24 protein-coding genes are annotated in these 23,739 nt (G+C 74.5%); 3 read left to right on the plus strand and 21 right to left on the minus strand.

Annotated elements, in window-relative coordinates; translation table 11 throughout:
* Nucleotides 1–175: 175 nt before the first annotated feature.
* Nucleotides 176–607, plus strand: coding sequence for a nitroreductase family deazaflavin-dependent oxidoreductase (locus tag VNF07_05810; protein HVB05743.1), 432 nt, complete (start codon nucleotides 176–178; stop codon nucleotides 605–607).
* 18 nt (nucleotides 608–625) lie between these two features.
* On the opposite strand, the gene VNF07_05815 is transcribed toward VNF07_05810, so the two are convergent.
* From VNF07_05815 to infC, 9 genes are all read right to left on the minus strand, one after another.
* Nucleotides 626–790 carry a hypothetical protein gene (locus VNF07_05815; GenBank protein HVB05744.1) on the minus strand — a complete coding sequence of 55 codons (165 nt, stop codon included), beginning with the start codon at nucleotides 788–790 and terminating at the stop codon, nucleotides 626–628.
* A 67-nt stretch (nucleotides 791–857) separates the two neighbouring features.
* Nucleotides 858–1,694 carry an SDR family oxidoreductase gene (locus tag VNF07_05820; protein ID HVB05745.1) on the minus strand — a complete coding sequence of 279 codons (837 nt, stop codon included), beginning with the start codon at nucleotides 1,692–1,694 and terminating at the stop codon, nucleotides 858–860.
* A 102-nt stretch (nucleotides 1,695–1,796) separates the two neighbouring features.
* Entirely contained in the window at nucleotides 1,797–4,403 is a 2,607-nt protein-coding gene (locus tag VNF07_05825) for a glycoside hydrolase family 3 C-terminal domain-containing protein (protein HVB05746.1), read from the minus strand.
* A 300-nt stretch (nucleotides 4,404–4,703) separates the two neighbouring features.
* Entirely contained in the window at nucleotides 4,704–7,172 is a 2,469-nt protein-coding gene (gene pheT / locus VNF07_05830; protein HVB05747.1) for a phenylalanine--tRNA ligase subunit beta, read from the minus strand.
* Nucleotides 7,173–7,205: 33 nt separating this feature from the next.
* Entirely contained in the window at nucleotides 7,206–8,267 is a 1,062-nt protein-coding gene (gene pheS, locus VNF07_05835; GenBank protein ID HVB05748.1) for a phenylalanine--tRNA ligase subunit alpha, read from the minus strand.
* Complete coding sequence (locus tag VNF07_05840) at nucleotides 8,264–8,839, minus strand: RNA methyltransferase (protein HVB05749.1); 576 nt, start codon at nucleotides 8,837–8,839, stop codon at nucleotides 8,264–8,266. Before VNF07_05840 ends, pheS begins: the two co-directional genes overlap by 4 nt.
* Nucleotides 8,840–9,090: 251 nt before the next feature.
* Nucleotides 9,091–9,477, minus strand: coding sequence for a 50S ribosomal protein L20 (gene rplT / locus VNF07_05845; GenBank protein HVB05750.1), 387 nt, complete (start codon nucleotides 9,475–9,477; stop codon nucleotides 9,091–9,093).
* A gap of 93 nt (nucleotides 9,478–9,570) precedes the next feature.
* Nucleotides 9,571–9,765 carry a 50S ribosomal protein L35 gene (gene rpmI / locus VNF07_05850; protein HVB05751.1) on the minus strand — a complete coding sequence of 65 codons (195 nt, stop codon included), beginning with the start codon at nucleotides 9,763–9,765 and terminating at the stop codon, nucleotides 9,571–9,573.
* Nucleotides 9,766–9,798: 33 nt separating this feature from the next.
* Nucleotides 9,799–10,374 (minus strand): translation initiation factor IF-3, encoded by a 576-nt coding sequence (gene infC / locus VNF07_05855; protein ID HVB05752.1) that lies wholly within the window; start codon nucleotides 10,372–10,374, stop codon nucleotides 9,799–9,801.
* Between the two features lie 164 nt (nucleotides 10,375–10,538).
* Between infC and VNF07_05860 the strand changes: the two genes are divergently transcribed.
* Nucleotides 10,539–11,000, plus strand: coding sequence for a hypothetical protein (locus tag VNF07_05860; protein ID HVB05753.1), 462 nt, complete (start codon nucleotides 10,539–10,541; stop codon nucleotides 10,998–11,000).
* Between the two features lie 4 nt (nucleotides 11,001–11,004).
* Here VNF07_05860 and VNF07_05865 read toward each other — a convergent pair whose 3' ends face one another.
* The 11 genes from VNF07_05865 to VNF07_05915 all read right to left on the minus strand — a co-directional run bounded on the left by VNF07_05865 (nucleotide 11,005) and on the right by VNF07_05915 (nucleotide 21,615).
* Complete coding sequence (locus VNF07_05865) at nucleotides 11,005–11,247, minus strand: hypothetical protein (protein HVB05754.1); 243 nt, start codon at nucleotides 11,245–11,247, stop codon at nucleotides 11,005–11,007.
* Between the two features lies 1 nt (nucleotide 11,248).
* Nucleotides 11,249–12,124 (minus strand): ATP phosphoribosyltransferase, encoded by an 876-nt coding sequence (gene hisG / locus VNF07_05870; protein ID HVB05755.1) that lies wholly within the window; start codon nucleotides 12,122–12,124, stop codon nucleotides 11,249–11,251.
* Nucleotides 12,125–12,186: 62 nt separating this feature from the next.
* Complete coding sequence (rpe, locus tag VNF07_05875; protein ID HVB05756.1) at nucleotides 12,187–12,879, minus strand: ribulose-phosphate 3-epimerase; 693 nt, start codon at nucleotides 12,877–12,879, stop codon at nucleotides 12,187–12,189.
* A 9-nt stretch (nucleotides 12,880–12,888) separates the two neighbouring features.
* A complete protein-coding gene (locus VNF07_05880; protein HVB05757.1) occupies nucleotides 12,889–13,779 on the minus strand; it encodes a methionyl-tRNA formyltransferase in 891 nt (296 codons plus the stop codon).
* Nucleotides 13,776–14,303 (minus strand): peptide deformylase, encoded by a 528-nt coding sequence (def, locus tag VNF07_05885; protein HVB05758.1) that lies wholly within the window; start codon nucleotides 14,301–14,303, stop codon nucleotides 13,776–13,778. Before def ends, VNF07_05880 begins: the two co-directional genes overlap by 4 nt.
* Nucleotides 14,304–14,342: 39 nt before the next feature.
* Nucleotides 14,343–15,152 (minus strand): adenylyltransferase/cytidyltransferase family protein, encoded by an 810-nt coding sequence (locus VNF07_05890; GenBank protein HVB05759.1) that lies wholly within the window; start codon nucleotides 15,150–15,152, stop codon nucleotides 14,343–14,345.
* A 13-nt stretch (nucleotides 15,153–15,165) separates the two neighbouring features.
* Nucleotides 15,166–16,038, minus strand: a complete 873-nt coding sequence (gene truB, locus VNF07_05895) for a tRNA pseudouridine(55) synthase TruB (GenBank protein ID HVB05760.1) — start codon at nucleotides 16,036–16,038, stop codon at nucleotides 15,166–15,168.
* A 25-nt stretch (nucleotides 16,039–16,063) separates the two neighbouring features.
* A complete protein-coding gene (locus tag VNF07_05900) occupies nucleotides 16,064–16,441 on the minus strand; it encodes a ribosome-binding factor A (protein ID HVB05761.1) in 378 nt (125 codons plus the stop codon).
* Between the two features lie 34 nt (nucleotides 16,442–16,475).
* A complete protein-coding gene (gene infB, locus VNF07_05905) occupies nucleotides 16,476–19,382 on the minus strand; it encodes a translation initiation factor IF-2 (protein HVB05762.1) in 2,907 nt (968 codons plus the stop codon).
* Nucleotides 19,383–19,729: 347 nt separating this feature from the next.
* On the minus strand, nucleotides 19,730–21,016 hold the full coding sequence (gene nusA / locus VNF07_05910; GenBank protein ID HVB05763.1) for a transcription termination factor NusA: 1,287 nt from the start codon (nucleotides 21,014–21,016) through the stop codon (nucleotides 19,730–19,732).
* Entirely contained in the window at nucleotides 21,013–21,615 is a 603-nt protein-coding gene (locus tag VNF07_05915) for a hypothetical protein (protein HVB05764.1), read from the minus strand. The genes nusA and VNF07_05915 overlap by 4 nt, the downstream gene beginning before the upstream one ends.
* A gap of 330 nt (nucleotides 21,616–21,945) precedes the next feature.
* Between VNF07_05915 and VNF07_05920 the strand changes: the two genes are divergently transcribed.
* Complete coding sequence (locus VNF07_05920; protein ID HVB05765.1) at nucleotides 21,946–23,331, plus strand: bacterial transcriptional activator domain-containing protein; 1,386 nt, start codon at nucleotides 21,946–21,948, stop codon at nucleotides 23,329–23,331.
* Between the two features lie 16 nt (nucleotides 23,332–23,347).
* On the opposite strand, the gene VNF07_05925 is transcribed toward VNF07_05920, so the two are convergent.
* The coding region (locus tag VNF07_05925; GenBank protein HVB05766.1) for a hypothetical protein at nucleotides 23,348–23,739 on the minus strand (392 nt) is incomplete at its 5' end.

The following is a 23,739-nucleotide window of genomic DNA, read 5'->3' on the forward strand; positions in this document are numbered from 1 at the left end:
CGAACACGCCCGCGTCGACGGGAGGGCCGCGACGCTGGCCGTCGCTCCTCGCAGACGGTCCGGCAGTGGCCCCCGCCGCGAGCGGCGCCGCACCACCACCTGTCGAACGGCAGGCGGCGAGGTCGGGTAGAACGGGGCTAGTGCCCGGGAACTACCGGCGGTCAAGGAGACAGCAGTGACGGATCACGACCCAGTGGCATCGGCGGGCGACTGGAACCGCGCCGTCATCGAGGAGTTCCGCGCCAACGCCGGGGCCGTCGGTGGCCAGTTCGCGGGCATGTCGCTCCTGCTCTTGCACACGAACGGCGCGAAGAGCGGGCTCGAGCGGATCAACCCCGTGGCCTACCAGCGCGTCGGCGACGACTACGCCGTCTTTGCGAGCAAGGCCGGCGCGCCGAGCGACCCCGACTGGTTCCGCAACCTCTCGGCCCATCCCGAGGTGACCGTCGAGGTCGCCGGCGAGACCTTCCCCGCGACGGCGCGCGTCACCGAGGGCGAGGAGCGCGAGCGCATCTGGGAACAGCAAAAGCGCGACTTCCCGGGCTTCGCGGAGTACGAGGAGAAGACGGCGCGCCGCATCCCCGTGGTGGTGCTGAGCCGGGCCTGACGTCGCCGGCCCCGCCGGTCACTGGTAGTGCGGCGGTCGCTCGAAGTCGCGCAGCGCCGCCGTGCGCAGCAGCTCGGCGTTCTTCGCCCGCAGGCGGGCGACCTCGGCGCGCAGCTCGGCGACCTCCGCGGCGAGCGCCGCGAGGTGCGCCTCGGTGTCGTCTCGCGCCTCGGCCTCGCCCACGGCCCCATGCTAGGAGTGCCCCGTCGCGGCGAGCGGCGAGCGGCGAGCGGGCCCGCCGCCAAAGCCCTCAGCTCGTCTCGAGGGGCCAGGCGATCGGGAAGGCCGCGGCCGCGGCTGCCTCGGCTCGGGGAAGGCCCGGGTCCCAGAGGCGGCCGAGGAAGCGACGCGCCGTCGCCCCCGCGGATTCGTCCGAGGCGAGCCAGACGACGGGCGGCCCCATCTTCTCCGGGGTGACCAGCCCGGCGCGCGAGCGGCCGGCGACCTCGGGGACCATCGCGGTGTCGGCCCCCCCGCCCGGCACGAGGATGTTCGCCGTCACGCCGGTGCCCTCGAGGTCGCCGGCGGCGATCGCGGTGAAGGCCTCGCTCGCCGCCTTCATCGGCCCGTAGGGGGCGTTGCCGGGGCGGATCATCGTTGACAGGCTCGTCGTCACGGTCACAATCCGCCCGAAGCCGCGATCGACCATCTGCGGCGCGAGCGCCTTGGTGAGGAGGAAGGGGGCGTAGACGTGGACCGCGAAGAAGGCGCGCAGGTGCTCGGGCTCGACCTCGAAGAGGTGGATCGGCCGCGAGTAGCGGTCGCCGGCGCGCACCACGCCCATGCCGATGCCGGCGTTGTTCACCAGCACCTCGACCGGCCCGAAGGCCCTCTCGGAGGCGGTGACGACGGCGCTCACCCCCTCCGGGGTGCTGATGTCGGCGGCGACGGCGAGGGCCTGCGGCCCGAGCTCGTCGGCGAAGGCGCCGACGCCGCTCGCCGCGACGTCGGCGAGGACGACGCGCGCACCAGAGGCGACGAGCGCCCGCGCCATCGCCCGCCCGAGACCACCGGCGCCGCCGGTGACGAGGACGACCCGACCGCCGAGGTCGAGTGGCTCCTCGCCGCTCACCGCCGCGCCGCTCACCGCCGCCACCCCGCCCCAGCCCGTCCCGCCATCTCCGACCTCCCGCTCCGGCGCTTCCGTCGAACGGAAGGTACACCGGCCGCCCGGAGGGCGCCCCCGTCGCTACAGCGGCATCAGGGCGGGCGGCGCGCCGCCGAGGCTCACCGTGGGCGCGCCGCGCCCGGGAGCGGGGAGGGTGAGGGCCACCGGCAGGTCGCGCGAGGACCAGCCGAGGGAGAGGGTGTACTCGCCGGCGACGCTCTGGAAGCGGCCGCCCAGCCAGGCGAGGAAGGCGCGCCCCGAAACGGGGAGCTGCAGCGTCGTCGACTGCCCCGGCGCGAGGTGGGCACGCCCGAAGCTGGCGAGCTGGCGCGGCGGCTCGCCGGCCGACGCGGGGAAGCCGATGTAGCCCTCGACGACGGCGGTGCCCCAATGGTGGCCGGTGTTGGTCACCGTCACCGTCGCGGTGGCGCCGCCGCCCGTGGCGGCGACGCTCGCGGAGGAGAGCGCGAAGCTCGTGTAGGAGAGGCCGGCGCCGAAGGCGAAGAGCGGCCGCTCGTGCAGCTCCTCGTCGGAGCGGTAGCCGAGCGCGAGGCCCGGCCCGAACTGCACCCGCCCGGCGACACCGGGCCAGGAGGCGGCGGTGAGGACGGCGTCGGCGCCGTTGCCTCGGGGGAAGGTCACCGGCAGCCGCCCCGAAGGGTCGACCTTGCCGGTGAGCACGGCGGCGACCGCGGTGCCGTCGCTCTGGCCGGGGTACCAGGCCTCGACGACGCCGGCGACCTTGGAGAGCCAGGGCATGAGGACCGGTCCGCCGGTGTTGAGCACGACGACGGTGCGGGGGTTGGCCGCCGCGACGGCCGAGATCAGCGCGTTCTGGTCGCCGGGGAGGTCGAGGCCCGGCCGGTCGACCCCTTCGGAGCTGTAGTCGTCGGCGAAGACGACGGCGACCGCGCTGCGACGGGCGAGGGCGACGGCGCGCGAGATGAGGGTACCCACAGCGGTGAGGCCGATCGAAGGGGTCTCGATGCCGGGGCGGGCGAACCAGCGCAGGCGGACGCTCGTCGGCCGGCCGGCGACGAGCGTGAGCGGCGTCGACCACGAGGAGCGCCCATGGATGCCGCGGTCGGCGAAGACGAGGGAGCCGCCGAGGTAGACGAAGCTGTCGCCGCCGCCGGTGACCGACATCGTGTAGAGGCCGCTGTGCGCCGGCGAGACGGAGCGCTCCGCCTCATACCAGCCGGCGCCGCTTCCCGGGGTGGTGGCCGTGGCCGCGAACTCGGCCGAGTCGTAGCCGGGTGAGAGCGGCGAGACGCCGAGGGTCGCGGCCGGGGCGAAGGCGTGGCCGGCGGGCGCGATCCGCGGCACCAAGAGGTTGAGGGCGAGGTGCACCGCCGAGCTCCCGAGGCGTGGGCCGCCGGGCTCGTAGCCGACGGCGACGCCGCCGCCGAGCCAGCGCCGCAGCGCCCCGAGAGGGGTGATCACCGACGCGGTGAGGACGTGCGCGCTGCCGAAGCCCGCCGTCGAGGCGCCCTCGGCGGCGTCCGCGCCGATCACCGCGACCGAGGGGTCGGCCGCCCCCGAGAGGGGGAGCACCCCCTTCGCGTTCTTCAGCAGCACGACCGAGCGCTCCGCTGTCCGCAGCGCGACGGCGGAGGCCGCGGCGTCGGTGACGGGTGTGTCGGGGTGGCCGGTCGGCGGATGCGCGACGAGGCCGTAGGCGAACATCTCCTTCACAATGCGCCCGACGGCGTCGTCGAGGCGGGGCATCGGCAGCGCGCCGTCGGTGACCGCCCGCTCGAGGATCGCGGTCGCCGCCGGCTTCAGCGCGTCGAGGCCGGCGTCGAAGGCGGCGACGGGGTCCTCGACGGCGCCGAGGTCGGAGCGGACGAAGCCCTGGAAGCCCCAGGCGCGCTTCAGCGTGCTGAACAGCGAGGGGTCCTGGCAGACGTAGCGGCCGTTGATCTGGCCGTAGGCGCACATCACCGAGGCGACGTGGCCCTCGGTGACCGCGGCGCGGAAGGGGGCGAGGTAGAGCTCCTCGAGGGCGCGGGCGGGGATCACCTGGTCGAGGTGGAGGCGGTCGGTCTCCTGGGTGTAGGCGGTGAAGTGCTTGGCGTCGGCCATCACGTGCGCGGACTGGATGCCCTCGATGTCGGCGACCCCCATCACCGAGGTGAGGTAGGGGTCCTCCCCGTAGGCCTCGAAGGCGCGGCCGCTCGTCGGCACGCGGTCGAGGTTGAGGTTGGGACCCTGCACGACGTCGACGCCCTGGGCGTGCGCCTCCTCACCGATCACCGCCCCGTACTCGCGGGCGAGGGCGGGGTCGAAGGTGGCGGCGAGGCCGAGCGAGGCCGGCAGCTGGGTGACGCCGCGGTCGTTGTAGGCGATGCCGTTCGGCCCGTCCTCCAAGGTGAGCATCGGTATGCACAGCCGCGGCACGCCGGTGTTGCGGTTCTCGTAGCCGAGGCCCGCGGCGAGGTCGACGAAGCGGATCTTCTCGGCGAGCGTCATGCGCGCCACCACTTCGCGGGCGAGCACCGCCGGGCTCGACTGCGCGCCGGCCGCGGCCGTCGTCCACGGGCAGCGCACGGCGCGCGAGGCGATCGCCGGCGGCGCGAGGGCCGTCGCTCCCGCGGCGGCCGGCAGCAGCGCGGGCGCGAGCGCCGCGAGGGCGGTGAGCGCGGCGGCGCGGCGGCACCGCGCACGGTTGCTGGCGCTGCTGCTCATCGTCGTCTCCCCCGAGAACCCCGGTGCCCCGCCGCACCGCTGAACAGATCACGGAACGATAACGGATAACTAACAGGTAATTGCAAGCCCAAGCGGACTATCTTTTTTCCCTTAGCGCGGGAAACGATCTTCTTATTTGATTCAATAGCGGGCGATCTATTCAACGGCCGAACTATCGGCCCACCTCCCCGAGCTGGGTGGCGGAGGAGCGGTTGCCCAGGTCAGCGGGGTGTCCGTGGCGCTCGCGGCGCTCGCCGTGGTCGCGCCCGCGACGCGGCCTTGCGCGCGAATCGCGCGAGGTCAACCGCGCAGTGTGGCGGAAAGCTGCTGCTCGGCGGCCGCGATGCACCGCCCGCGGATCTCGCCGATCTCCTCCTCGGAGAGGGTGTGGTCGAGCGCGGAGAGGCGGAGGCGGAAGGCGAGGCTGCGGCTCTCCGCCGGGAGGCCCGGCCCGCGGTAGACGTCCACGAGCTCGATCGACTCGAGGCGCTCCGCCGCGGCTGCGGCGAGGGCCTTGCGAAGCGCCGAGGCCGGCACGCTCGCCGGGAGCGCGAAGGCGAGGTCGATGTCGGCCGAGGGGTAGCGGCTCACCGGGCGGGCGTGGCCGTCGCGCCGCGCCAGCGCGAGGAAGGCCTCGAGGTCGATCACGAGCGCCCCGACGGGCCTCGGCGAGAGGCCGAAGCGCGCCGCGACCTCCGGGTCCACCTCGCCGAGGGCGGCGAGCGGCCCGTCGGCGGCGACGACGAGGCCACTGCGGGTCGGGTGCAGGCCCGCCGCGAGCGGCGGCGGGGTGCCCTCGAGGGGCTGGCCGGAGTGCGCCGCGGGGTCGATGCGCGCCCAGTCGACGAGCGCCCGCCAGGCGGCGACCGCGCCCGCCGCGCCCTCGCCCGGCCCCGCGAGCAACAGCGCCAGGTGCTCGCGCTCGCTCGGCTCCTCGCCGCTTCGGGAGAAGACCTTCCCGATCTCGAAGAGGCGCAGCGCGAACGAGCGGCGGGCCTCGTTGCGCGCCAACGCGGCGAGCAGCCCGGGGAGGAGGTGGGTGCGCAGCGTGTCCTCGCCGCTCACGACCGGGTTGCGGACGCGCAGCGCCCCGCCGCCGATCCCGAGGTGGCCGAGCAGTGCGGGGTCGAGGAGCGAGCTCGTCCAGGCCTCGGAGGCGCCGAGGCCCTGCAGCGCGCGGCGCAGCTCGCGCCGCGCCCGCTGCTGATCGGTGAGACGGCCGACCTTCGGCGAGCGCCGCTCGGTGCGGGCGACCGCCGCGTAGCCGTGGTGGCGGGCTACCTCCTCGATGAGGTCGACCTCGCGACGGGCGTCGGGGCGGAAGGTCGGCGGCGTGACCTCGAGGACCCCGCCCGCGTCGGCGACGCGAAAGCCGATGCGCTCGAGCAGCAGGGTGATCGCCTCCACCCCGAGGGCGGTGCCGAGGAGGGCGTTCAGGCGGGCGGGGCGCAGCGCGATCGGGGCCGGGGCGGGGCGCCCGGGGCCGTCACTGAGCGGCCCGGGGGCGACCGCCGGGGGGTCGAGGCCGGCGGCGACCTGCGCCGCGGTGACGAACTCGCAGAAGCGGGCGGCGGCCCGTTCCAGCCCCGCGGGGTCGGTGCCCCGCCAGAAGCGGACGGAGGCCTCGGTGCGCAGCTGGTGGCGCTGCGCGCTCGTGCCGACGACGAGCGCGTCGAAGTCCGCGACCTCGAGGAGGACCCGGCTGGTGCCCTCGGTGATCTCCGAGGAGGCGCCGCCCATCACCCCCGCGAGACCGACGACCGCGTCGCTCGCGTCGGTGATGACTAGCTCCTCGACCGCGCTCCCGTCGGGGCCGACGCCGAGGGTGTGCGTCGCGCCGTCGAGGGTCTCGAGCCGCTCCCCCGGCCGGGCGGGGCGCACCGCGATGCCGCCGCCACCGAGGCGGTCGAGGTCGTAGGGGTGGGTCGGCTGGCCGAGCTCGAGCATCACGTAGTTCGAGGCGTCGACGACCGAGTTGATCGGGCGCATCCCCGCGAGCTCGAGGCGGCGCGCGAGCGCGGCGGGGGAGGCGACCGGCCGCACGCCGGTGAGGACGCGGGCGACGAGGCGGGGGCAGAGCTCGGGCGCCGCGGTCGTGGCGCTCGCGAGGCTCGCGGCCCCCGGCCCGGACTCGCTGAGCTGCGGCTCGGGGAGCGCGAAGGGCAGGCCGAGGGCGGCGGCGAGGTCACGGGCGATCCCGGCGATCGAGAGGCAGTCGGGGCGGTTCGGCTCGACCTCGATGTCGAAGACGACGTCGGCCTCGATGCCGAGCACCCCGGCGATCGGTTGCCCGAGGGCGAGGCCCTCGGGCAACGGGCCCTCCGGCCCCCCCGTGGAGGCGACGATCAGCAGGCCGTCGACCCCGTCGTCGACGAGCAGCTCGCTGCCCGAGCAGAGCATCCCGTCGGACGTGACGCCGCGCATCTTGCGGCGGGCGATCACCATCCCGTTCGGCAGCTCGGCGCCGACCGTCGCGAGCGGGACGAGGTCGCCGACGGCGAAGTTGCGCGCCCCGCAGACGATCTCGACGCGCTCGTCGCCGCCGGCGTCGACGAAGACCTGACGGATCCGGTCGGCGCCCTCGATCGCGTGCACCTCGAGGACGCGGGCGAGGACGACCCCCTCGAGCCCGCCCCCGACGCGCTCGGTGGCCTCGACGACGAGGCCGAGCGAGTCGAGCACGCCGCGCAGCTGCTGCACCGCGGCCGCATCGGCCGGGTCGCAGTCGATCGGGGTGAAGTCCTTCAGCCAGGACAGCGGTGCGCGCAACGGGGCTCTCCTTCTCGCCGGGTCGGGCGCCGGTCAGAACTGGGTGAGGAAGCGGATGTCGTTCTCGATGAAGCTGCGGAGGTCCTCGACCTCGTGCGCCATCAGGGCGAGGCGATCGATGCCGAAGCCGAAGGCGAAGCCGGTGTAGCGCTCCGGGTCGACGCCGGTGGCCTCGAAGACCGCCGGGTGCACCATCCCGCAGCCCCCGAGCTCGATCCACCCCGAGCCCGAGCAGGTGCGGCAGCCCTCGCCGCGACAGATCGTGCAGGTGATCTCGAACTCGGCCGAGGGCTCGGTGAAGGGGAAGTAGCCGGGGCGGAGGCGGGTCGCGAACTCGGTCCCGAAGATCGCCTTCACGAAGGTGTCGATCGTCCCGGCGAGGTCGCCGAAGGTCACCCCCTCGTCGACGACGAGCCCCTCGATCTGGTGGAAGACCGGCAGGTGGCGGGCGTCGGGGGTGTCGCGGCGGTAGACGCGGCCCGGTGCGACGGCGTAGATCGGGAGCTCGCCGCGCTCGAGCAGGCGGATCTGCACCGGCGAGGTCTGCGTGCGCAGCAGGTGGCTCCCGCCGTCACCGAGGTCGAGGTAGAAGCTGTCCTGGCTGGAGCGCGCCGGGTGGCCCGGGGGGAGGTTGAGGGCCGTGAAGTTGTACCAGTCGGTCTCGATCTCCGGTCCCTCGGCGATCTCGTAGCCCATCCCGAGGAAGACCTCCTCGAGCTGCTCGCGCACCTGGGTGACAAGGTGCAGGTGGCCCGGGCCGGGGAGGGGCAGGACCTCGGAGAGGTCGAGCCGCTCGGCGGCGAGGCGGGCGGCGCGCTCGCTCGCCGCGAGCTCGCGCTCGCGCTCGGCGAGGAGGGGCTCCAGGCGGCGGCGGGCCTCGTTCAACGCCTCCCCCGCCGCGGGGCGCTCGGCGGGCGGGAGAGTGCCGAGCAGGCGCCGCCAGCCGACGAGCGGCGAGCGGCGGCCGACGAGGTCCGCCGCGGCCGCCTCGAGCGCTTCGCTGTCGGGGGCCGCGGCGAGCGCCGCGGCGGCGCGCGCGACGAAGGCCTCGAGCTCGTCGTCTGCGGGGAACCGCTCGGCGGGGGCCTCGGTCACGGCGACATGCTAAAGCCTGGGGCGTCGCCCCCACGGCGGCGGCGGGCGAGCTCGAAGCAGAGCACGGTCGCCGCCATCGCGACGTTGAGCGACTCCGCGCCGCCGGCGATCGGCACCGTCACCGCCTGGTCGCAGCGTGCCGCGAGCTGTGGATCGAGGCCGTTCGCCTCGTTGCCGAGGAGGAGCGCGAGCGGACCCTCGAGCGTCGCCGCCGCGTAATCGGTGCCCCCCGTCGCGGCGGTCGCGACGCAGGAGACCCCCGCCGCCTGCAGCGCGTCGAGCAGCTCCCCGGCGGGGGTCCCCCAGACGATCGGCAGGTGGAAGATCGATCCCGCGGAGGCCCGCACGGCCTTCGGGTTGTAGCAGTCGCCGCTCCCCGCCGCGCCGATGACGGCGCTCACCCCCGCGGCGTCGGCGCTGCGCAGGATCGCGCCCACGTTGCCGGGGTCGCGCACGTCGACGAGGACGAGGGTGAGCGGGAGGCCGACGACCTCCGCGAGGGCGACGTCGACCATCCCGACCACGCTCAGGAGGGGCTGCGGGGTGACGGTGTCGGCGACCCGCTCGATCACGCCCGGGGCGAGCAGGTGGCGGCGGACCCCGGCGGCCGCGGCGCGGTCGAGGAGCGCGTGCGCCGCCTCGCCGAGCTCGGCGTAGGGGGCGTGGAAGACCGCCTCGACCGGCGCGCCGGCGTCGAGGGCGGACTCGAGGAGCTTCGCGCCCTCGGCGACGAAGGCGCGCTCGGTGCGGCGCGCGCCCGCCCGCTGTGCGAGGCGGCGGAGGCGTTGGACGCGTTGGTGGCGGAAGCCGAGGGCCGCCTCGCTCAGGAGGCGGCCTCGGTCTCGGTCTCCTGCGCCTCGAGGTGCTGGCGGGCGACGGCGACGATCTGCGCGAAGGCGGCCTGGTCGCGCACCGCGAGGTCGGCGAGGATCTTGCGGTCGACGGTCACTTCGGCCGCCTTCAGGCCGGCGATGAGGCGGGAGTAGCTCATCCCCTCGAGGCGGGCGGCGGCGTTGATCCGCTGGATCCAGAGCTGGCGGAAGTCCCCCTTGCGCGCCCGGCGGTCCCGGTACGCGTACTGCAGGGAGTGCATCACCTGCTCGTTCGCGGAGCGGAAGCTCCGCGACTTGTTGCCGTAGTAGCCCTTGGCCCGCGAGAGGACGACCCTGCGGTGCTTCTTCCCGTGGACGGCGCGCTTCACCCGAGCCATCTCTGCTCCTTCTCCCTCGATCGATCGCGGCCCTCGGCCGCATTCTCCCCGGACTGCCGGGGCATTCCCTCGGGCGGACGTGCCGCCCGGATGTCAGATCCCGAGCAGCCGCCGCACCTGGCGGCGGTCGCTCTTCGCGACCTCGACGTCGGTCGTCAGCCGGCGCTTGCGGCTCGAGGACTTCTTCTCGAGCAGGTGCGAGTGGAATGCCTTGCCGCGCATGATCTTGCCGGTGGCGGTCACTTTGAAGCGCTTGGCCGCTCCGCGGTCGGTCTTCATCTTCGGCATTGCACGCTCTCCTTGTGCCCTCGGTCGTTCGCCTCAGGCGACTTCCGGCGAGCTGCCTTCCTGCTCGGGTTCCTGGTCCTGCGTCTGGGCGCTGCGCGCCGCCTGCGACTGCCGTGCCCGCTTGTCCGGCGCGAGCACCATCACCATGTTCCGCCCGTCGAGACGGGCCTCGGACTCCACCTTCGCGCTCTCGTCCATCTGCTCGGCGATCCGGTCGAGGATCTTCTTGCCGAGCTCGGGGTGGAAGACCTCGCGACCACGGAACATGATCGTGATCTTCACCTTGTGCCCCTCGGAGAGGAACTTCGCCACCTGACGGGTCTTGGTGTCGAAGTCACCGTTGCCGATCTTCGGCCGGTACTTCATCTCCTTGATCCCGCCGCCGGTCCCTTTGCGCCGAGACTCCTTCTGGCGCTGCGCCTCGTCGAACTTGAACTTCCCGTAGTCCATGATCCGGCAGACGGGTGGGTTCGCGAGAGGGGCGACTTCGACGAGGTCGAGATCCATCTCACGCGCGATCTCGAGGGCTTCGGGCAGCGTCTTGATCCCGAGCTGGGCACCGTCAGGGTCGACGAGGCGGACCTCCCGAGCACGGATCCGGTCGTTCATCCGTGGCTCGGTGGTGGTGGGGGCTGTGGCGATCGGACATCACTCCTTTGAGGGGACGCGGAACCGATCGCAGCGCTGACCCGAGTGCACACGACGAGGCGGTGACTGGGTGGGAGTCACCTGCAGGCTCCGCTTCCCGTATTCGTTTTCCATAGGATAACAGCGTGAGCAGCCTCTGGACACCTGAGGGGGAGCACCGCGTCGAGCGCGACGACGCCCCGCCCCCCGCCGCCCCGGCCGAGAGCCCCCGCGCCGAGGCCGAGCCGCCCGGCGAGCCGGGCGACGAGGAGGCGCTGCGCGCCGAGTTCGCCGAGCTCGAGCGCCAGCTCCTCGAGGCCCCCGTCGAAGAGGTCATCGCCAACCACTGCTACGGCTTGTTCCAGCTCGCCGCCCTGCACCTCGGCCAGCAGCCGCCCAACCTCGACAAGGCCCGCCTCGCGATCGACGCCCTCGGCGGCGTGGTCGACGCGCTCGGCGCGCGCCTCGGCGAGCAGAGCCAGAGCTTCGTCGATGGCCTCGCCCAGCTCCGCCTCGCCTACGTGCAGCTGCACGGCGCCGCGGGCAACGGCGCGGCCGGCGGCGACGGGGCGGGTGCGGGGGACGGCGCGCCGCCGCCCGAGGGCTGACCAACTAACCGGCGGCGCCCCGCGGCGTGACGGCCGCCCCCTCGAAGCGGCCGAGGTGGCCGGGGGCGAGGGCGAAGGTCACGGGCGTGCCGATGGCGATGTCGCGGCTGCCGTCGGCGATCGCCACGCAGTGGAAGAAGTAGCGCTCCCCGCCGTCGGCGGCGAGGGTCCCCGTCCCCTGCTCGACGTCGAAGGCAGCGACGCGCCCCGCCCGCAGGCCGAGGGTCACCGGCGGGGCGGCATCCACCTCAGCGCACGATCTTCGAGATCGGCAGCTCGATGATGTCCGTCGCCCCCCGGTCGGAGAGCTCGGGGATGAGCGTGTTCACCTCCGCCTTCTGGACGACGGTCTCGAGGGCGTAGCCGCCGTCGCCGAGGAGCTTGGAGACCGTCGGCGACTTCATCGCCGGGAGCACCCCCGTCACGGCCTCGAGGTGCTCCTCGGAGACGTTGAGCTTCAGGAGCACCTGGCCGCGCGCCTCCATCACCCCCTGCAGGAGGGTGTGCAGCTGCTCCATCGCGTGGCGCTTGCTCGGGTCGGCGGCCGACGCGGGGTTGGCGACGAGCTCGGTGTAGGACTCGAGAATCGTCTCCACGATGCGCAGTCCCGCGGCGCGCAGCGCCCTCCCGGTCTCGGTGATCTCGACGACGGCGTCGGCGATCTCGGGGACCTTCGCCTCGGTCGCGCCGTAGGAGAGGCGGATGTCGGCCTTCACACCGTTGGCCAGCAGGTAGCGCTCGGTGAGGCGGGGGTACTCCGTCGAGATCCGCACCCCGTCGGAGAGGTCCTTCACCGAGTGGACCGGCGAGTCGCCGGCGACCGCGAGCACGACCTTGATCGGGTTCGCGGTGGCCTTGGAGTAGCGCAGTTGGCCGAGCGAGACGACGTCGGCGCCGGTCTCCTCGATCCAGTCCCGCCCGGTGATCCCGAGGTCGAAGAGGCCGTCGGCGACGTAGGTCGGGATCTCCTGGGGGCGCAGGATCCGCACCTCGTCGACGCGCGGGTCGGCGATCGTCGCCCGGTAGTCCACCTCCGAGGAGCGGCGGACCGTGAGGTCGGCGGCCTGGAAGAGCTCCATGGTCGCGTTCTCGAGGGAGCCTTTCGGGAGGACGATGCGCAGCATCTCCTAAGCGTGCACGACAAAGGGGGGCCTCGCCAGTTCGGCCGCCCGGGCTTTGCGCCCCCTCAGGGCGCGGCCGGCGGTGCGCCGGCGAGCGCCGCCTCGGCCGCTCTGCGGATCGCGACCACCTCGGCCGCGGGGTCGTCGCTCCCGAAGACCGCACTCCCCGCGACGAGGACGCGCGCGCCGGCGACCGCGGTTCGGGCCGCGGTCACGCGGTCGATCCCGCCGTCGACCTCGAGGCGCGCCGGCGAGCGCGCCTCGTCGAGGGCGCGTCGCGCGCGGGCGACCTTCGGAACGACCTCCTCCATGAAGGACTGCCCGCCGAAGCCGGGGAAGACCGTCATCACGAGCAGCAGGTCGAGCTCCGCGAGGTAGGGGGCGGCGGCCTCGAAGGGGGTGTCGGGATTGAGGGCCAGGCCGACGTGCAGGCCGAGGCCGCGCATCTCGGCGATGAGCTCGGCGGTGCCGCCGATCTCGACGTGCACGGTGGCGAGGTCGGCGCCCGCCTTGGAGAAGGCTTCGAGGTAGTCCCCGGGGTTGGTCATCATCAGGTGGCAGTCGAAGAAGGCCGTGGAGTGGCGGCGGAGCGAGGCGACCACCGGCGGTCCGATGGTGAGGTTCGGGACGAAGTGACCGTCCATCACGTCGACGTGCAGCCAGTCGGTGACCCTCGCCACCCCCGCCGCCGCCTCGGCGAGCGCGCCGAAGTCCGCGGAGAGGATCGAGGGGGCGACCGTGATCTCCTCGCCGGCCATGGCCCGAGACTACGGCGCGGCGGCGGCCGGGCCGGGTGCTCCGAGGCGCTCACCCTCGGGACGGGCGCCGCGCGCCCAGTCGCCGAAGGGGCCCGGGCGCCTCCCCTCGGCCTGCACGGTGAGGAGGCGGAGCGCACCCTCCCCCGTGCCGACGAGGTCGCCGCGCAGCTCCCCCGGGGCGAGCGCCTCGGGGGGCGCGGGCACGGCGCGCGCCGCGTGGACGAGGAGGCGCCGCCCGCGGAAGGTCGTGTGCGCCGGCCCGACGCGCACCTGACGGGAGAGGTGGAGCGCCGGTGCGGTGAAGTCGAGGGCGAGCTCGGCGGCGCTGAGCTTGTCGGCGTAGGTCGGCTCGCCCTGCTGGGCGGCCGCGACGGGGAAGCCGTCGGCGAGCGCGCCGAGCAGCAGCCCGGTCCCGAGGACGCCGAGACGGGCGCGCAGCTCCTCCGCGTGCTCCTCCTCGTCGATCGCGACGCGCCGGCTGGCGTAGACGGGGCCGGTGTCGAGGCCCTCCTCGAGGGCCATCAGGCAGACGCCGCTCTCGGCGTCGCCGGCGAGGATCGCCCGCTCGACCGGCGCCGCCCCCCGCCAGCGCGGGAGGAGCGAGAAATGCAGGTTGACCATCGGCACCTCGGCGAGCACCTCGGGGCGGACGATGCGACCGAAGGCGACGACCACCCCGAGCTCGACGCCGGCATCGACGACGTCGGCGACGCGGGTCGAGACGGGGAGGCCCCGCTCGAGGGCGAGCGCCTTCACCGCCGTCGGGGAGGTCGCGCCGCCCCGCCCGCGGCGACGGTCGGCGCCGGTGACGACGAGCGCGACCTCGTGGCCGGCGACGAGGAGCGCGTCGAGGGTCGCCGCCGCCACGGGTGGCGAGCCGAGGAAGGCGAGGCGGGTCAGCTGGGCGGGGCGGCGAGCGCGGCGGTCGCGGGGTCGGCGGCGAGGGCGCGTCGGCGCAGCTCGCGCATCGCCTCCTTGCGCTGCTCGGGCTCCAGGCGCTCGAGCACCAGGATGCCGTCGAGGTGGTCCATCTCGTGCTGGAAGCAGCGCGCCAGGAGCTCGTCCGCCTCGATCTCGAGCTCCTCGCCGTCGAGGTCGACGCCCCGCAGGAGGACCTCCTTCGGGCGGGTGAGGTCGAAGTAGAGGCCGGGGATCGAGAGGCAGCCCTCGGAGTAGTTCCACTCCCCCGAGAACTCGACGATCGCCGGGTTGACGACCGCCTGCGGACCGTCGCCGACGTCGTAGACGAACATCCGCCGCTGCACGCCGACCTGGGGGGCGGCGAGGCCGAGGCCGGGCGCCTCGTACATCGTCTCGATCATGTCCTCGGCGAGCTTGCGGAGTGGGCCGTCGATCTCCTCGACCTCATGGGAGCGCTGGCGCAGCACCGGGTCGGGGAAGAGTCGGATCGTGTAGCCGGCCATGCCCCACAGACTACCTGGGGCCCCGCGGCCCGAAGCTCGTCAGCTCGCCCCGGCGGCGGCGTGCGCCGCCCCGGTGGCGGGCTCGTCCTCGCGCCGCCCCGTGAAGCGCACCGCGAGCCGGCCGCTGAGCGCGAGGGGACCCCCCGCTGGCGAGAGCAGGAAGAGCTCCTCCGGCGCAGTGACGGTGGCGAGCGCCGGCTCGGCGTCACCACCGGGGGGGCCGACGAGGACCGGGAAGCGCCCCGAGCCGGGGAGGGCGAGGGGGCCGTCGAGCGCGAGGCGGCCTGCGGCGAGGTGGCCCCGGACCTCGTGGGGGCGGCCGAGGAGGCGGGCGGCCTCGCCGACGGCGCCGGCCGCGAGGTGGGCGCGAATGACCGAGGAGGAGACGACGGTGCGGGTCTCGTCGTCGATGTAGAGCTCGATGCCGCGCGCTGCGAAGTCGTGCCGGGAGGCCAGCTCCTCTAGGAGGGCGACGTCGCCCCGCTGGCGGTGGCCGAAGCGGAAGTTCGTGCCGACGAGCACCGCACGGGCGCCGAGGCGGCCGACAAGGTCGCCGAGCACGAAGTCCTCGGCCGACTCGTGCGCCCGCTCGAGGTCGAAGTGGAGCACCTCGACCTCGTCGACGCCCGTCGCCGCGAGCAGCTCGAGCTTGTGGTCAAGGCCAGTGAGCAGGCGGGGCGCGCGGTCGGGGCGGAGGACCTCGGTTGGATGGCGGTCGAAGGTGACGACGACGGTCGGCAGCGAGCGGCGGCGCCCCTCCTCCATCGCCTCGGCGAGCAGGCGGCGGTGGCCGAGGTGGACACCGTCGTAGGTGCCGACCGTGACGACGCAGCCGCTCGCATCCGCCATGGCCCGACCGACCCTAATTGCCCGCCGCCTGCGGGGCGACGAGGACGACGGAGGGCTTCAGCCGCTCGGGCCCCTGGGACTCGTAGACGGCGACGAGCGCCCCCGCGCCGTCGGTCAGGGCGAAGGGGCCGTCACCGACCGCGCCGACGGCGCGGCGGTCGAGGGCCTTGCCGACGGCGACGGCCGCGAGCAGCTCATCGGTGAGCTGCAGGGGGCGCAGGTGGGCGACGATCTCGAGCGCCGGCCGGAGGTCGCCGGGGCCGACCTCCGCGAGGGGGACGGCGGCGGCGGCCTCGAAGGGGCCGATCGCGATGCGCCGCAGCCCGCGCAGGTGCGCGACGCCGCCGAGCGCCTCGCCGAGGTCGGCGGCGAGGCTCCGCACGTAGGTCCCCGACGAGCACTCGAGGTCGAGGGCGTACACGAGGGGGTCGGCCGTCGGCGCGAGCGCGAGGCGCTCGATGCGCACCTCGCGGGGCGGCCGCTCCACCTCCACCCCCTCGCGGGCGAGCTGGTAGAGGCGCCGCCCCCCGATCTTCACCGCCGAGACCATCGGCGGCACCTGCGCGATCGTGCCGACGAAGGCGGTCGCCGCGGCCTGTACCGCCTCGGCGGTGAGGCCGTCCATCGCCACCTCGGCGACGAGCTCACCGGTGTCGTCGAGGGTGCTCGTCGAGCGGCCGAAGACGACCTCCGCGCGGTAGTGCTTCTCGAGGTCGAGGACGTAGCGCAACAGCCGCGTGGCACGGCCGACCGCGACGAGCAGCACCCCCGACGCCGGGGGGTCGAGGGTCCCGCCGTGGCCGCAGCGGCGGGCCAAGAGCGCGCGTCGGACCCGCGCCACGACGTCGTGGGAGGTGGGGCCGACCGGCTTGTCGATGACGAGCAGCCCGTTCGGCTCCCCGTCGTGTGGCTCAGCCGTCGCCGGCCCCCTCCTGCCGGTGGGCCCGCCGGAGCGCCTCCTCGACGCGGTTTCCCGCCTCCACCGCCGGGTCGGCGGCGAAGGCGAGGAGGGGGATGCGCTTCATGTGGACGTTGCGCGAGAGCGCGCCCTGCAGCTGGCGGCGCATCTCGCCGAGGGCCTCCGCCGCCTCGTCGGGCAGCGAGGCGAAGAGCACCCGCGCGTGACGGAGGTCCGGGTCGCAGAGGACCTCGGTGATCGTGAGCAGCCGGACGCGCTCGTCGCCGTCGCCGAGGCGCGTCAGCTCCTCGGCGAGCACCTCGTGGAAGAGGGCGTTGACGCGGGCCATGCGCGGGTAAGGGTGCGCCGGCCGGCGGCGGCTGCGTTCCATGACGACTCCTCGGATCCGGCCCTCGGGCCGCGGATCAGGTTCTCGCGACCTCGCGCTCGTCGAAGGTCTCGATGACGTCGCCCTGGTGCAGGTCCTGGAAGTCGGTGAGGCCGACGCCGCACTCGAAGCCCGTCTGGACCTCGCGCACGTCGTCCTTGAAGCGCCGGAGCGAGGAGATCGCGCCCTTCCAGATCACGACGCCGTCGCGGAGGAAGCGCACCTTGGAGCCGCGGGTGATCACGCCCGAGCGCACGATGCAGCCGGCGATCGCCCCGGCGCGCGGCACGCGGAAGATCTCCAGCACCTCGGCCTCGCCGGTGACGACCTCCTCGAAGACCGGGGCGAGCATCCCGACCATCGCCGCCTCGATGTCCTCCACCAGGCGGTAGATGATCTCGTAGGTGCGGACCTCGACGTTGTGGCGGGCGGCGAGCTCGCGGGCGCGCCGGTCCGGGCGGACGTTGAAGCCGATGATCGTCGCGTTGGAGGCCAGCGCGAGCTGCACGTCGTACTCGGTGATGCCGCCGACCGCCCGGTGGACGAAGGCGACCTTCACCTCGTCGCGCTCGAGCTTGCGCAGGCTCTCGGTCACCGCCTCGAGCGATCCCTGGACGTCGGCCTTCAGGATCAGCGTCAGCGTGGCGGTCTCGCCCCGCTGGATCTGCTGGAAGATGTCCTCGAGGCGGGCGCCCGAGCTCTGGGCCGTCGGCACCTGGCCGTAACCGGCGAAGCGCAGCCGCTGCTCGCGGGCCTCGCCGACGGTGCGTGCGACCGAGAAGTCCGAGGTCACCCGTAGCTCGTCGCCGGCGGAGGCGGGCTCAGAGAGGCCGAGGACCTGCACCGGCATCGACGGCAGGGCCTCTTTCACCTGGTCGCCCTGGTCGTCGAGCATCGCCTTCACGCGGCCCCAGGCGGGACCGGCGACGATCGGGTCGCCGACACGCAGCGTGCCGGAGCGGATGACGATGTCGGCCACCGGGCCGCGGCCAATGTCGAGGTTCGCCTCGAGCACGGTGCCCCGCGCCGGCCCCTCCGGGCTGGCGCGCAGCTCGAGCACCTCGGCGAGGACGAGCAGGTGGTCGAGGAGCTCGTCGATGCCGAGGTTGGCGAGCGCGGAGACCTCGACGGTGATCGTGTCGCCGCCCCAGCTCTCCGGCACGAGCCCCTGCTCGGAGAGCTGCTGCATCACCCGGTTGGGGTCCGCGTCCTCGCGGTCGATCTTGTTCAGGGCGACGACGATCGGCACCTCGGCGGCCTTCGCGTGGTTGATCGCCTCGACCGTCTGGGGCATCACGCCGTCGTCGGCGGCGACCACGAGCACGACGATGTCGGTCACCTGGGCGCCGCGGGCACGCATCGCCGTGAAGGCCTCGTGGCCGGGGGTGTCGATGAAGGTCACCCGCTGGCCGTTGTGCTCGACCTGGTAGGCGCCGATGTGCTGGGTGATACCGCCGGCCTCGCCGGCGACGACGTTGGTCTGCCGGATGCGGTCGAGCAGCAGCGTCTTGCCGTGGTCGACGTGGCCCATCACCGTGACGATCGGCGGGCGGGGGCGGAGGGTACCGGGGTCCGCCTCGGCCTCCTCGTCCTGGAAGTAGCGGGCCTGCAGGGCTGCCTCCTGCTGCTCGCCGGGGTCGACGAGGTGGACGCGCGCGCCGATCTCGGCGGCGAAGAGCTCGATCATGTCGTCGCTCAGCGACTGCGTCGCGGTGACGACCTCGCCCTGGAGGAAGAGGAAGCGGATGACGTCACCCGCCGAACGGTTGAGCTTCGGGCCGAGCTCCTGCGGGGTGCTGCCGCGCTCGACGATCACCTCGCCTTCTGGGACCGGGGCGTTGGAGGGCGCGTAGACCGAAGCCTGCAGCGGCTCGAGCTCCTCGACGTTGCGACGACGGCGACCGCCGCGCCGCTGCGGTGGGCGGCCGCGCCCACCCGGGCCGCCGCGCAGCCCCGGAGGGGGGCCACCGGCACCGGGGGCACCCGGACGGGGCGGCATTCCGGCACCGCCGGGGCGGCCCGCGCCGCCGCCGAAGCCACCGGGGCGGAAGCCACCGGGGCTCGGGGGCCCGGTGCGCGGGGCACCACCGGGGCGCGGGGCGAAGCCGGCGGGGCGGGCGGCGCCGGCGCCGGGGGGGCCGGCGGGGCGGCGCTGCGCCATCGGGCCGCGGCCCCCCATTCCGGGGGGCGGCGGGATCGGGCGGCCGGTCACCGAGCGGGGCGGCGGCGGGATCGGCTTGCCGCTCAGACTGACCGGTGGCTGCGGTGCGCCGTCCGAGGGAGCCTCGGGCGCCGCTGCGGCGGCCGCGGCGGGCGCGGCGGCAGGAGCCTCCCCCGTCGGGGCGGGAGCCGGAGGAGCCGGGGCGGCGGGGGCAGCGGCGGGCGGCGCGGCGGCGGGGGCCTGCGCGGCCGGTGCCGAGGAGGGGGTCGCCTGCGGGCGGGGGGCGGCGGGCCGGGCGGGCGGCATCGGCTCGCTCGCCGGGCGCGGCGCCGCCACCGGCGCGACGGGCCGGGCGGCGGGCGGCCGCGGCGGGAGGAGGCGCGCCGGGTCGAGCTCGCTCGCGTTGCGGCTGCGGACGACGCGGTGCTCGGCGGCCGGGGGCTCGGGCATCGCCGGCGGCTCGAAGACGCTCTCGGTCGCGGAGGGCTCGACGCGAGCGGCGGGCTCGGCCTCAGGTGCGGGAGCGGGCGCCGCGGGCGCGGGGGCCTTCGTGGTCTTGGAGGCGGCGCGGGCGCGCGGCGCGGGCTCGGGCTCCGCGGGGGAGGTCTCCCGAACGAGGCCCTCCCGCTCAGCCTTGCGCCGCACCCGGTCCGCCTGTGCGTCCTCGATCGAGGAGGAGTGGCTCTTCACCCCGATCCCGAGCGCGATGCACAGGTCGAGGGCCTCCTTGTTCGTGAGGCCGAGCTCTCTTGCGAGCTCGTAGACGCGGATGTTCTTCGGCAAGGACCTCAATATCCCTTCACGACGCGTGTGTCGGACGCGTCCTCGTTCTCGGACAGCTCTCTATCCTCGCACAACCCCGGCGGAGCCGGTCTCGGACGTGAGCAGTGCTCCCTCCAAGGTAGCGAGGGAGGCCTCGGTGACCGGCCCCCCGAGCGCCCGCTCGAAGGCCCTGCGCCGCCGGGCCAGCTCGAGGCAGCCCGGCGAAGAGGCGCAGAGCCAGGCGCCGCGACCCGGGCGCCCCTCGCCGAGGGCGAGGGACCCGTCGGCGCTGCGGACGACGCGCACGAGCTCCGCCGCCGGCGCGCGCCGGCGACAGCCCACGCAGGTGCGCTCCGGTGCCGCCCTGGCTACGACGGGGTCTCCGTCTCCCCGCCGCCGGCCTCGGGGGCCTCGTCCTCGAGCGGGTCGACGCCCGCCTCGGCCTCGGGGGTGTCCTCGCCCGCGACCTCCGCGGCGGTCTCGGAGACCTCGACCGCGGCGGTCTCGGGGGTCTCCGCCTCGACGGCGCCGTCGACGGCCACGTCGGCGCCGCTCCCCTGTGCCCACTCGGCCATCGAGACGGCCTCGCCGCCGCCGGCCGGCTGGAAGACCATCTCGCCGTCGCGCTCGATCCACTCGCCCTCGGCCCAGCCCTCGGCGCCGTAGCCGGCCTCCTCGTCGGAGAGCTGGGTCTCGCTCTTGATGTCGATCCGCCAACCGGTGAGGCGCGCCGCAAGTCGGGCGTTCTGCCCCTCCTTGCCGATCGCAAGCGAGAGCTGGTAGTCGTGGACGACCACGGTCGCCGTACCGGTCTCCTCGTCGAGGCGGACCTCCTTCACCCGCGCCGGCTGCAACGCGCGCGCGACGAACTCACCCGGGTCGTCGGAGTAAGGGACGATGTCGACCTTCTCCCCCCGCAGCTCGTTGGTGACCATGCGCACCCGCGCGCCACGTGCGCCGACGCAGGCGCCGACGGGGTCGACGTTCTGGTCGTTGGACCAGACCGCGATCTTGGTGCGGTGGCCGGGCTCGCGCGCGCACGCCTTCAGCTCGACCACCCCGTTCGAGATCTCCGGGACCTCGAGCTCGAAGAGGCGCTTGATGAGGCCGGGGTGGCTGCGGGAGACGACGATCTGGGGGCCCTTGGTCGTCTTGCGTACCTCGACGATGTAGGCCTTGAGGCGCGCCCCGTGCTCGTAGCGCTCGTAGGGGACCTGCTCCGCCTGGGGGAGGAGGGCTTCGACCTTGCCGAGGTCGAGCAGGGTGTACCGATTGTCCGACTGCTGGATGATGCCGGTGACGATGTCCCCCTCGCGGCCCGCGTACTCCTCGTACTTGAGGTCGCGCTCGGCCTCGCGGATGCGCTGCAGGATGACCTGCTTCGCGGCCTGCGCGGCGATGCGCCCGAAGTCGTCGGGGGTGTCGTCCCACTCGCGCACGACGTTGCCGTCCTCGTCGAGCTCCTGTCCGTAGACCCGGATCTCCCCGGAGTCGGAGTCGATCGTGACGAAGGCCTCCTCGGCGGAGGACGGGAGCCGCTTGTACGCCGCCACGAGGGCGTTGGCGAGCGCGTCGAGCAGGGTGTCGACGGAGATCCCCTTGTCGCGCGCGATCTGCTGGAGCGCGTCCAGGAATTCGAAGTTCGTCGTGCTCACCGGCTCTCCCTCTCCCTCGTAGGCCGGCTCGTCCGGCCGCTCTGTGTGTGTCCTGCAGAGGCGCCAACGGCGGGGTCGTGCCCGGCCTCCGGCGCTTCGTCGATCTCGTCGATCTGCTGATCGGCCTTGGAGGCCGCGGCGAGCGCGGCCCGCCAGTCAAAGACGGTGTGCGCCCGCTCGATCTCGCCGTAGGCGAGGCGGCGCTCGGCGCCGTCCGGCAGCCGAAAGCGCGCCGCGTCCTCCTCGGCCTGTTCGAGGACCGCCTCGAAGCGGCGGTCGCCCTCGGTCCCCGGCGCGGTGCGGACGGCGACGGTGGAGCCGGTCGCCCGACGGAAGTGCTCGGGGCGGCGCAGCCGTCGCTCCACGCCCGGGCTCGAGACCTCGAGCTCGAAGGGCGCACGTGGCGCCAGCTCCTCCCGCTCGTCGAGGAGGGTCGAGATCGCCCGCGCCACCTCGGCGACCCGCTCGAGGTCGAGCTCGCGGCCGGCCGCGTCCTCGACCGTCACGAGCAGTGTCTTGTGGCGCAGCTCGACGTCGACCAGCTCGAGTCCGACGGCCGCGCAGAGGGGCGCGACCGCCTGCTCGATCTCGTCGGTCACCGCCGCCACCTCGCTCTCTTGATCCTCGTAAGCCCATTGTCGACCCCTCGGCCGACCTTCGCTCGTCGAGCCCCGAAAAGTCGAGAACGTGGGCCAAAGCCCACGTTCCAACGCGATGCTCGACTGCAAAATGCGTTCTGCATGTTATCAGCGCCGGGGCCCTCCCCCTCCCGCCTCTCCGAGGCCCGCGGCGCCGGGGCGGCGACCGGCGACGCCGTCCGGAGGGCGCGCTCCCGCAGGCGAAGGAGCGGCCGATCCGGTAGAAACAGCGGTAACCGGCGCGGTGAAGGTGGTGCTCGCGGCGTCGGGCCGCGGAGCGGAGGTGACCGGATGGATGGCCTTGGCGAGGAGGGCGTCGCCGCCGGGCACGCGCTCGTGCAACAGCTGATTGCGGCCCTCGGCGCCGGAGGGCGCCGGACGCCGTGCGCCTTCCTCCTCGAGGAGGGGCGGCCGCGCCCGGTCGCCGCCCGCCTCCTCCGTCTCCCCGAGGGTTCTCTCGGCGACGCCCCTCCCCCCGCGGAGCGCCCCGAGGGCCACCTCCTCTGCCTGCTCGGGGAGCTCTTCGTCGACCTCACCGCGGCGCGCGTGACGCGCCTCGTCGGAAGCGCTGGCGCCGTCGCGGAGCTCGCGGCGCGTCTCGCCGCCGCGGCGGGGTCCGCCGGCGAGGGCTGCAGCACGGCGCGACTGGCCTCGGCGGCGGGCGAGCTCCCGGTGCTCACCCTCGCCGCCCTCGCCGCGCTCCCCCGCCAGCGACCGCCCCTCCTCGTCGTCGCGCTCGCCGTCGCTCCCGAGGAGCTCGAGATGGCGCTCCGGCTGATCGGGAGCCGCTCCGACGTCGTCGTCCTCACCAACGCGCCGCACCCGAGGACGGGCGCCCTCCTCGTCGCCGAGCCCGACGGGGGCGTCGGGCTCTTCCTCCCGGCACGGGCCGCCGAGGAGGAGCCGCTCGAGGACGCGCCACCGCCCGCCGCGGCGGCCCGGTGTGGCCCTCAGGTCCGGGTCGCGGTGCTCGGGAGCGTCGTCATCGAGGGCCTCGACGGCGAGCTCCGCCGCCACCCGAAGCTCACCGAGCTCATCACCTACCTCGCCGTGCACCCCGCCGGCTCACAGAGCCGCCTGTGGACCGCGGCGCTGTGGCCCGAACGACGGGTGCCCCAGCAGACCGTGGCCAACCGCCTCTCCGAGGCGCGCCGCCTCCTCGGCTGCGGCCCGGACGGCCTCCCTCGGCTCGGCCGCGACGGGGAGCGCCACCGCCTGCGCGACGTGACCACCGACTGGGCGGAGTTCTCGCGCCTCGCCGCCCCGCAAGCCGGCGCCACCTCGTGGCACGCCGCCCTCGAGCTCGTCCGGGGGCGCCCCTTCGAGGACCTCCAGGAGGGTCAGTGGACGCTCCTCGAGGGCTTCGTCTCGGAGATGGAGGAGCAGATCGCGGCGGTCGCGCTCCGTCTCGGCGGGCACGCGCTCGATCTCGGGGAGGCCGACGAGGCCCTCTGGGCGGCCCGTCAGGCGCTACGGGCGGCGCCCTTCGACGAGCGCCTGCACCGCCTGTTGATGCGCGCCGCCGACCGCGCTGGCAACCGCGTCGCGATCGACGGTGTCCTCCGCCAGCTCGCCCTCGTCCTCGAGATCGACGGCGACCCGCTCGCGGCCGTGCACCCCGAGACGGCGGCCCTCTACGCGGAACTCTCGGGGAACCGGCGGCTCGTCGGCCGCTGATCAGGGGCTCCGGCCGCTACTCCCAGGGGAGGATGGCGACGTGCAGGGCGCGCTTTCCGTCCTGCAGCTCGCCCCCGGTCGCCCGCACCGCCTCGGCGGACTGGGCGAGGGGGAAGTCATGGGTGTGCATCAGGTCGAGGTCGTAGCGCCGCGACGCCATGATCTGCAGCCCCCGCTCGACCGAGGCGAAGCTGTGGCCGCGGGCCTGCTTCAAGGTGATGTAGTGGTCCGAGAGCTTGTTCATCGGGAAGTTCTCGAAGCTGCGGTCACCCTGCACGACCATCGTGCCGCCGCGCATCCGCAGGCAGTCGATGGCGATCATCGTCGGCTCGTCACCGGCGCGCGCCGTGGTGTCGACGGCGACGTCGACGCCCTTGCCCTTGGTGATCTCGGCGACGCGCTCGCGCA

The sequence above is a fragment of the Acidimicrobiales bacterium genome (genome assembly GCA_035533595.1).
In the GTDB taxonomy this organism is placed as follows: domain Bacteria; phylum Actinomycetota; class Acidimicrobiia; order Acidimicrobiales; family Bog-793; genus DATLTN01.

Coding starts and splice junctions, on each gene's coding strand:
- VNF07_05825 (HVB05746.1), bottom strand. CDS start 4,403: ATGAGCAGCAGCGCCAGCAACCGTGCGCGGTGCCGCCGCGCCGCCGCG.
- rpmI (HVB05751.1), bottom strand. CDS start 9,765: ATGCCGAAGATGAAGACCGACCGCGGAGCGGCCAAGCGCTTCAAAGTG.
- VNF07_05890 (HVB05759.1), bottom strand. CDS start 15,152: ATGGCGGATGCGAGCGGCTGCGTCGTCACGGTCGGCACCTACGACGGT.
- rplT (HVB05750.1), bottom strand. CDS start 9,477: ATGGCTCGGGTGAAGCGCGCCGTCCACGGGAAGAAGCACCGCAGGGTC.
- VNF07_05920 (HVB05765.1), top strand. CDS start 21,946: ATGGATGGCCTTGGCGAGGAGGGCGTCGCCGCCGGGCACGCGCTCGTG.
- rpe (HVB05756.1), bottom strand. CDS start 12,879: ATGGCCGGCGAGGAGATCACGGTCGCCCCCTCGATCCTCTCCGCGGAC.
- infC (HVB05752.1), bottom strand. CDS start 10,374: ATGAACGACCGGATCCGTGCTCGGGAGGTCCGCCTCGTCGACCCTGAC.
- hisG (HVB05755.1), bottom strand. CDS start 12,124: ATGCTGCGCATCGTCCTCCCGAAAGGCTCCCTCGAGAACGCGACCATG.
- VNF07_05900 (HVB05761.1), bottom strand. CDS start 16,441: ATGGAACGCAGCCGCCGCCGGCCGGCGCACCCTTACCCGCGCATGGCC.
- def (HVB05758.1), bottom strand. CDS start 14,303: ATGGCCGGCTACACGATCCGACTCTTCCCCGACCCGGTGCTGCGCCAG.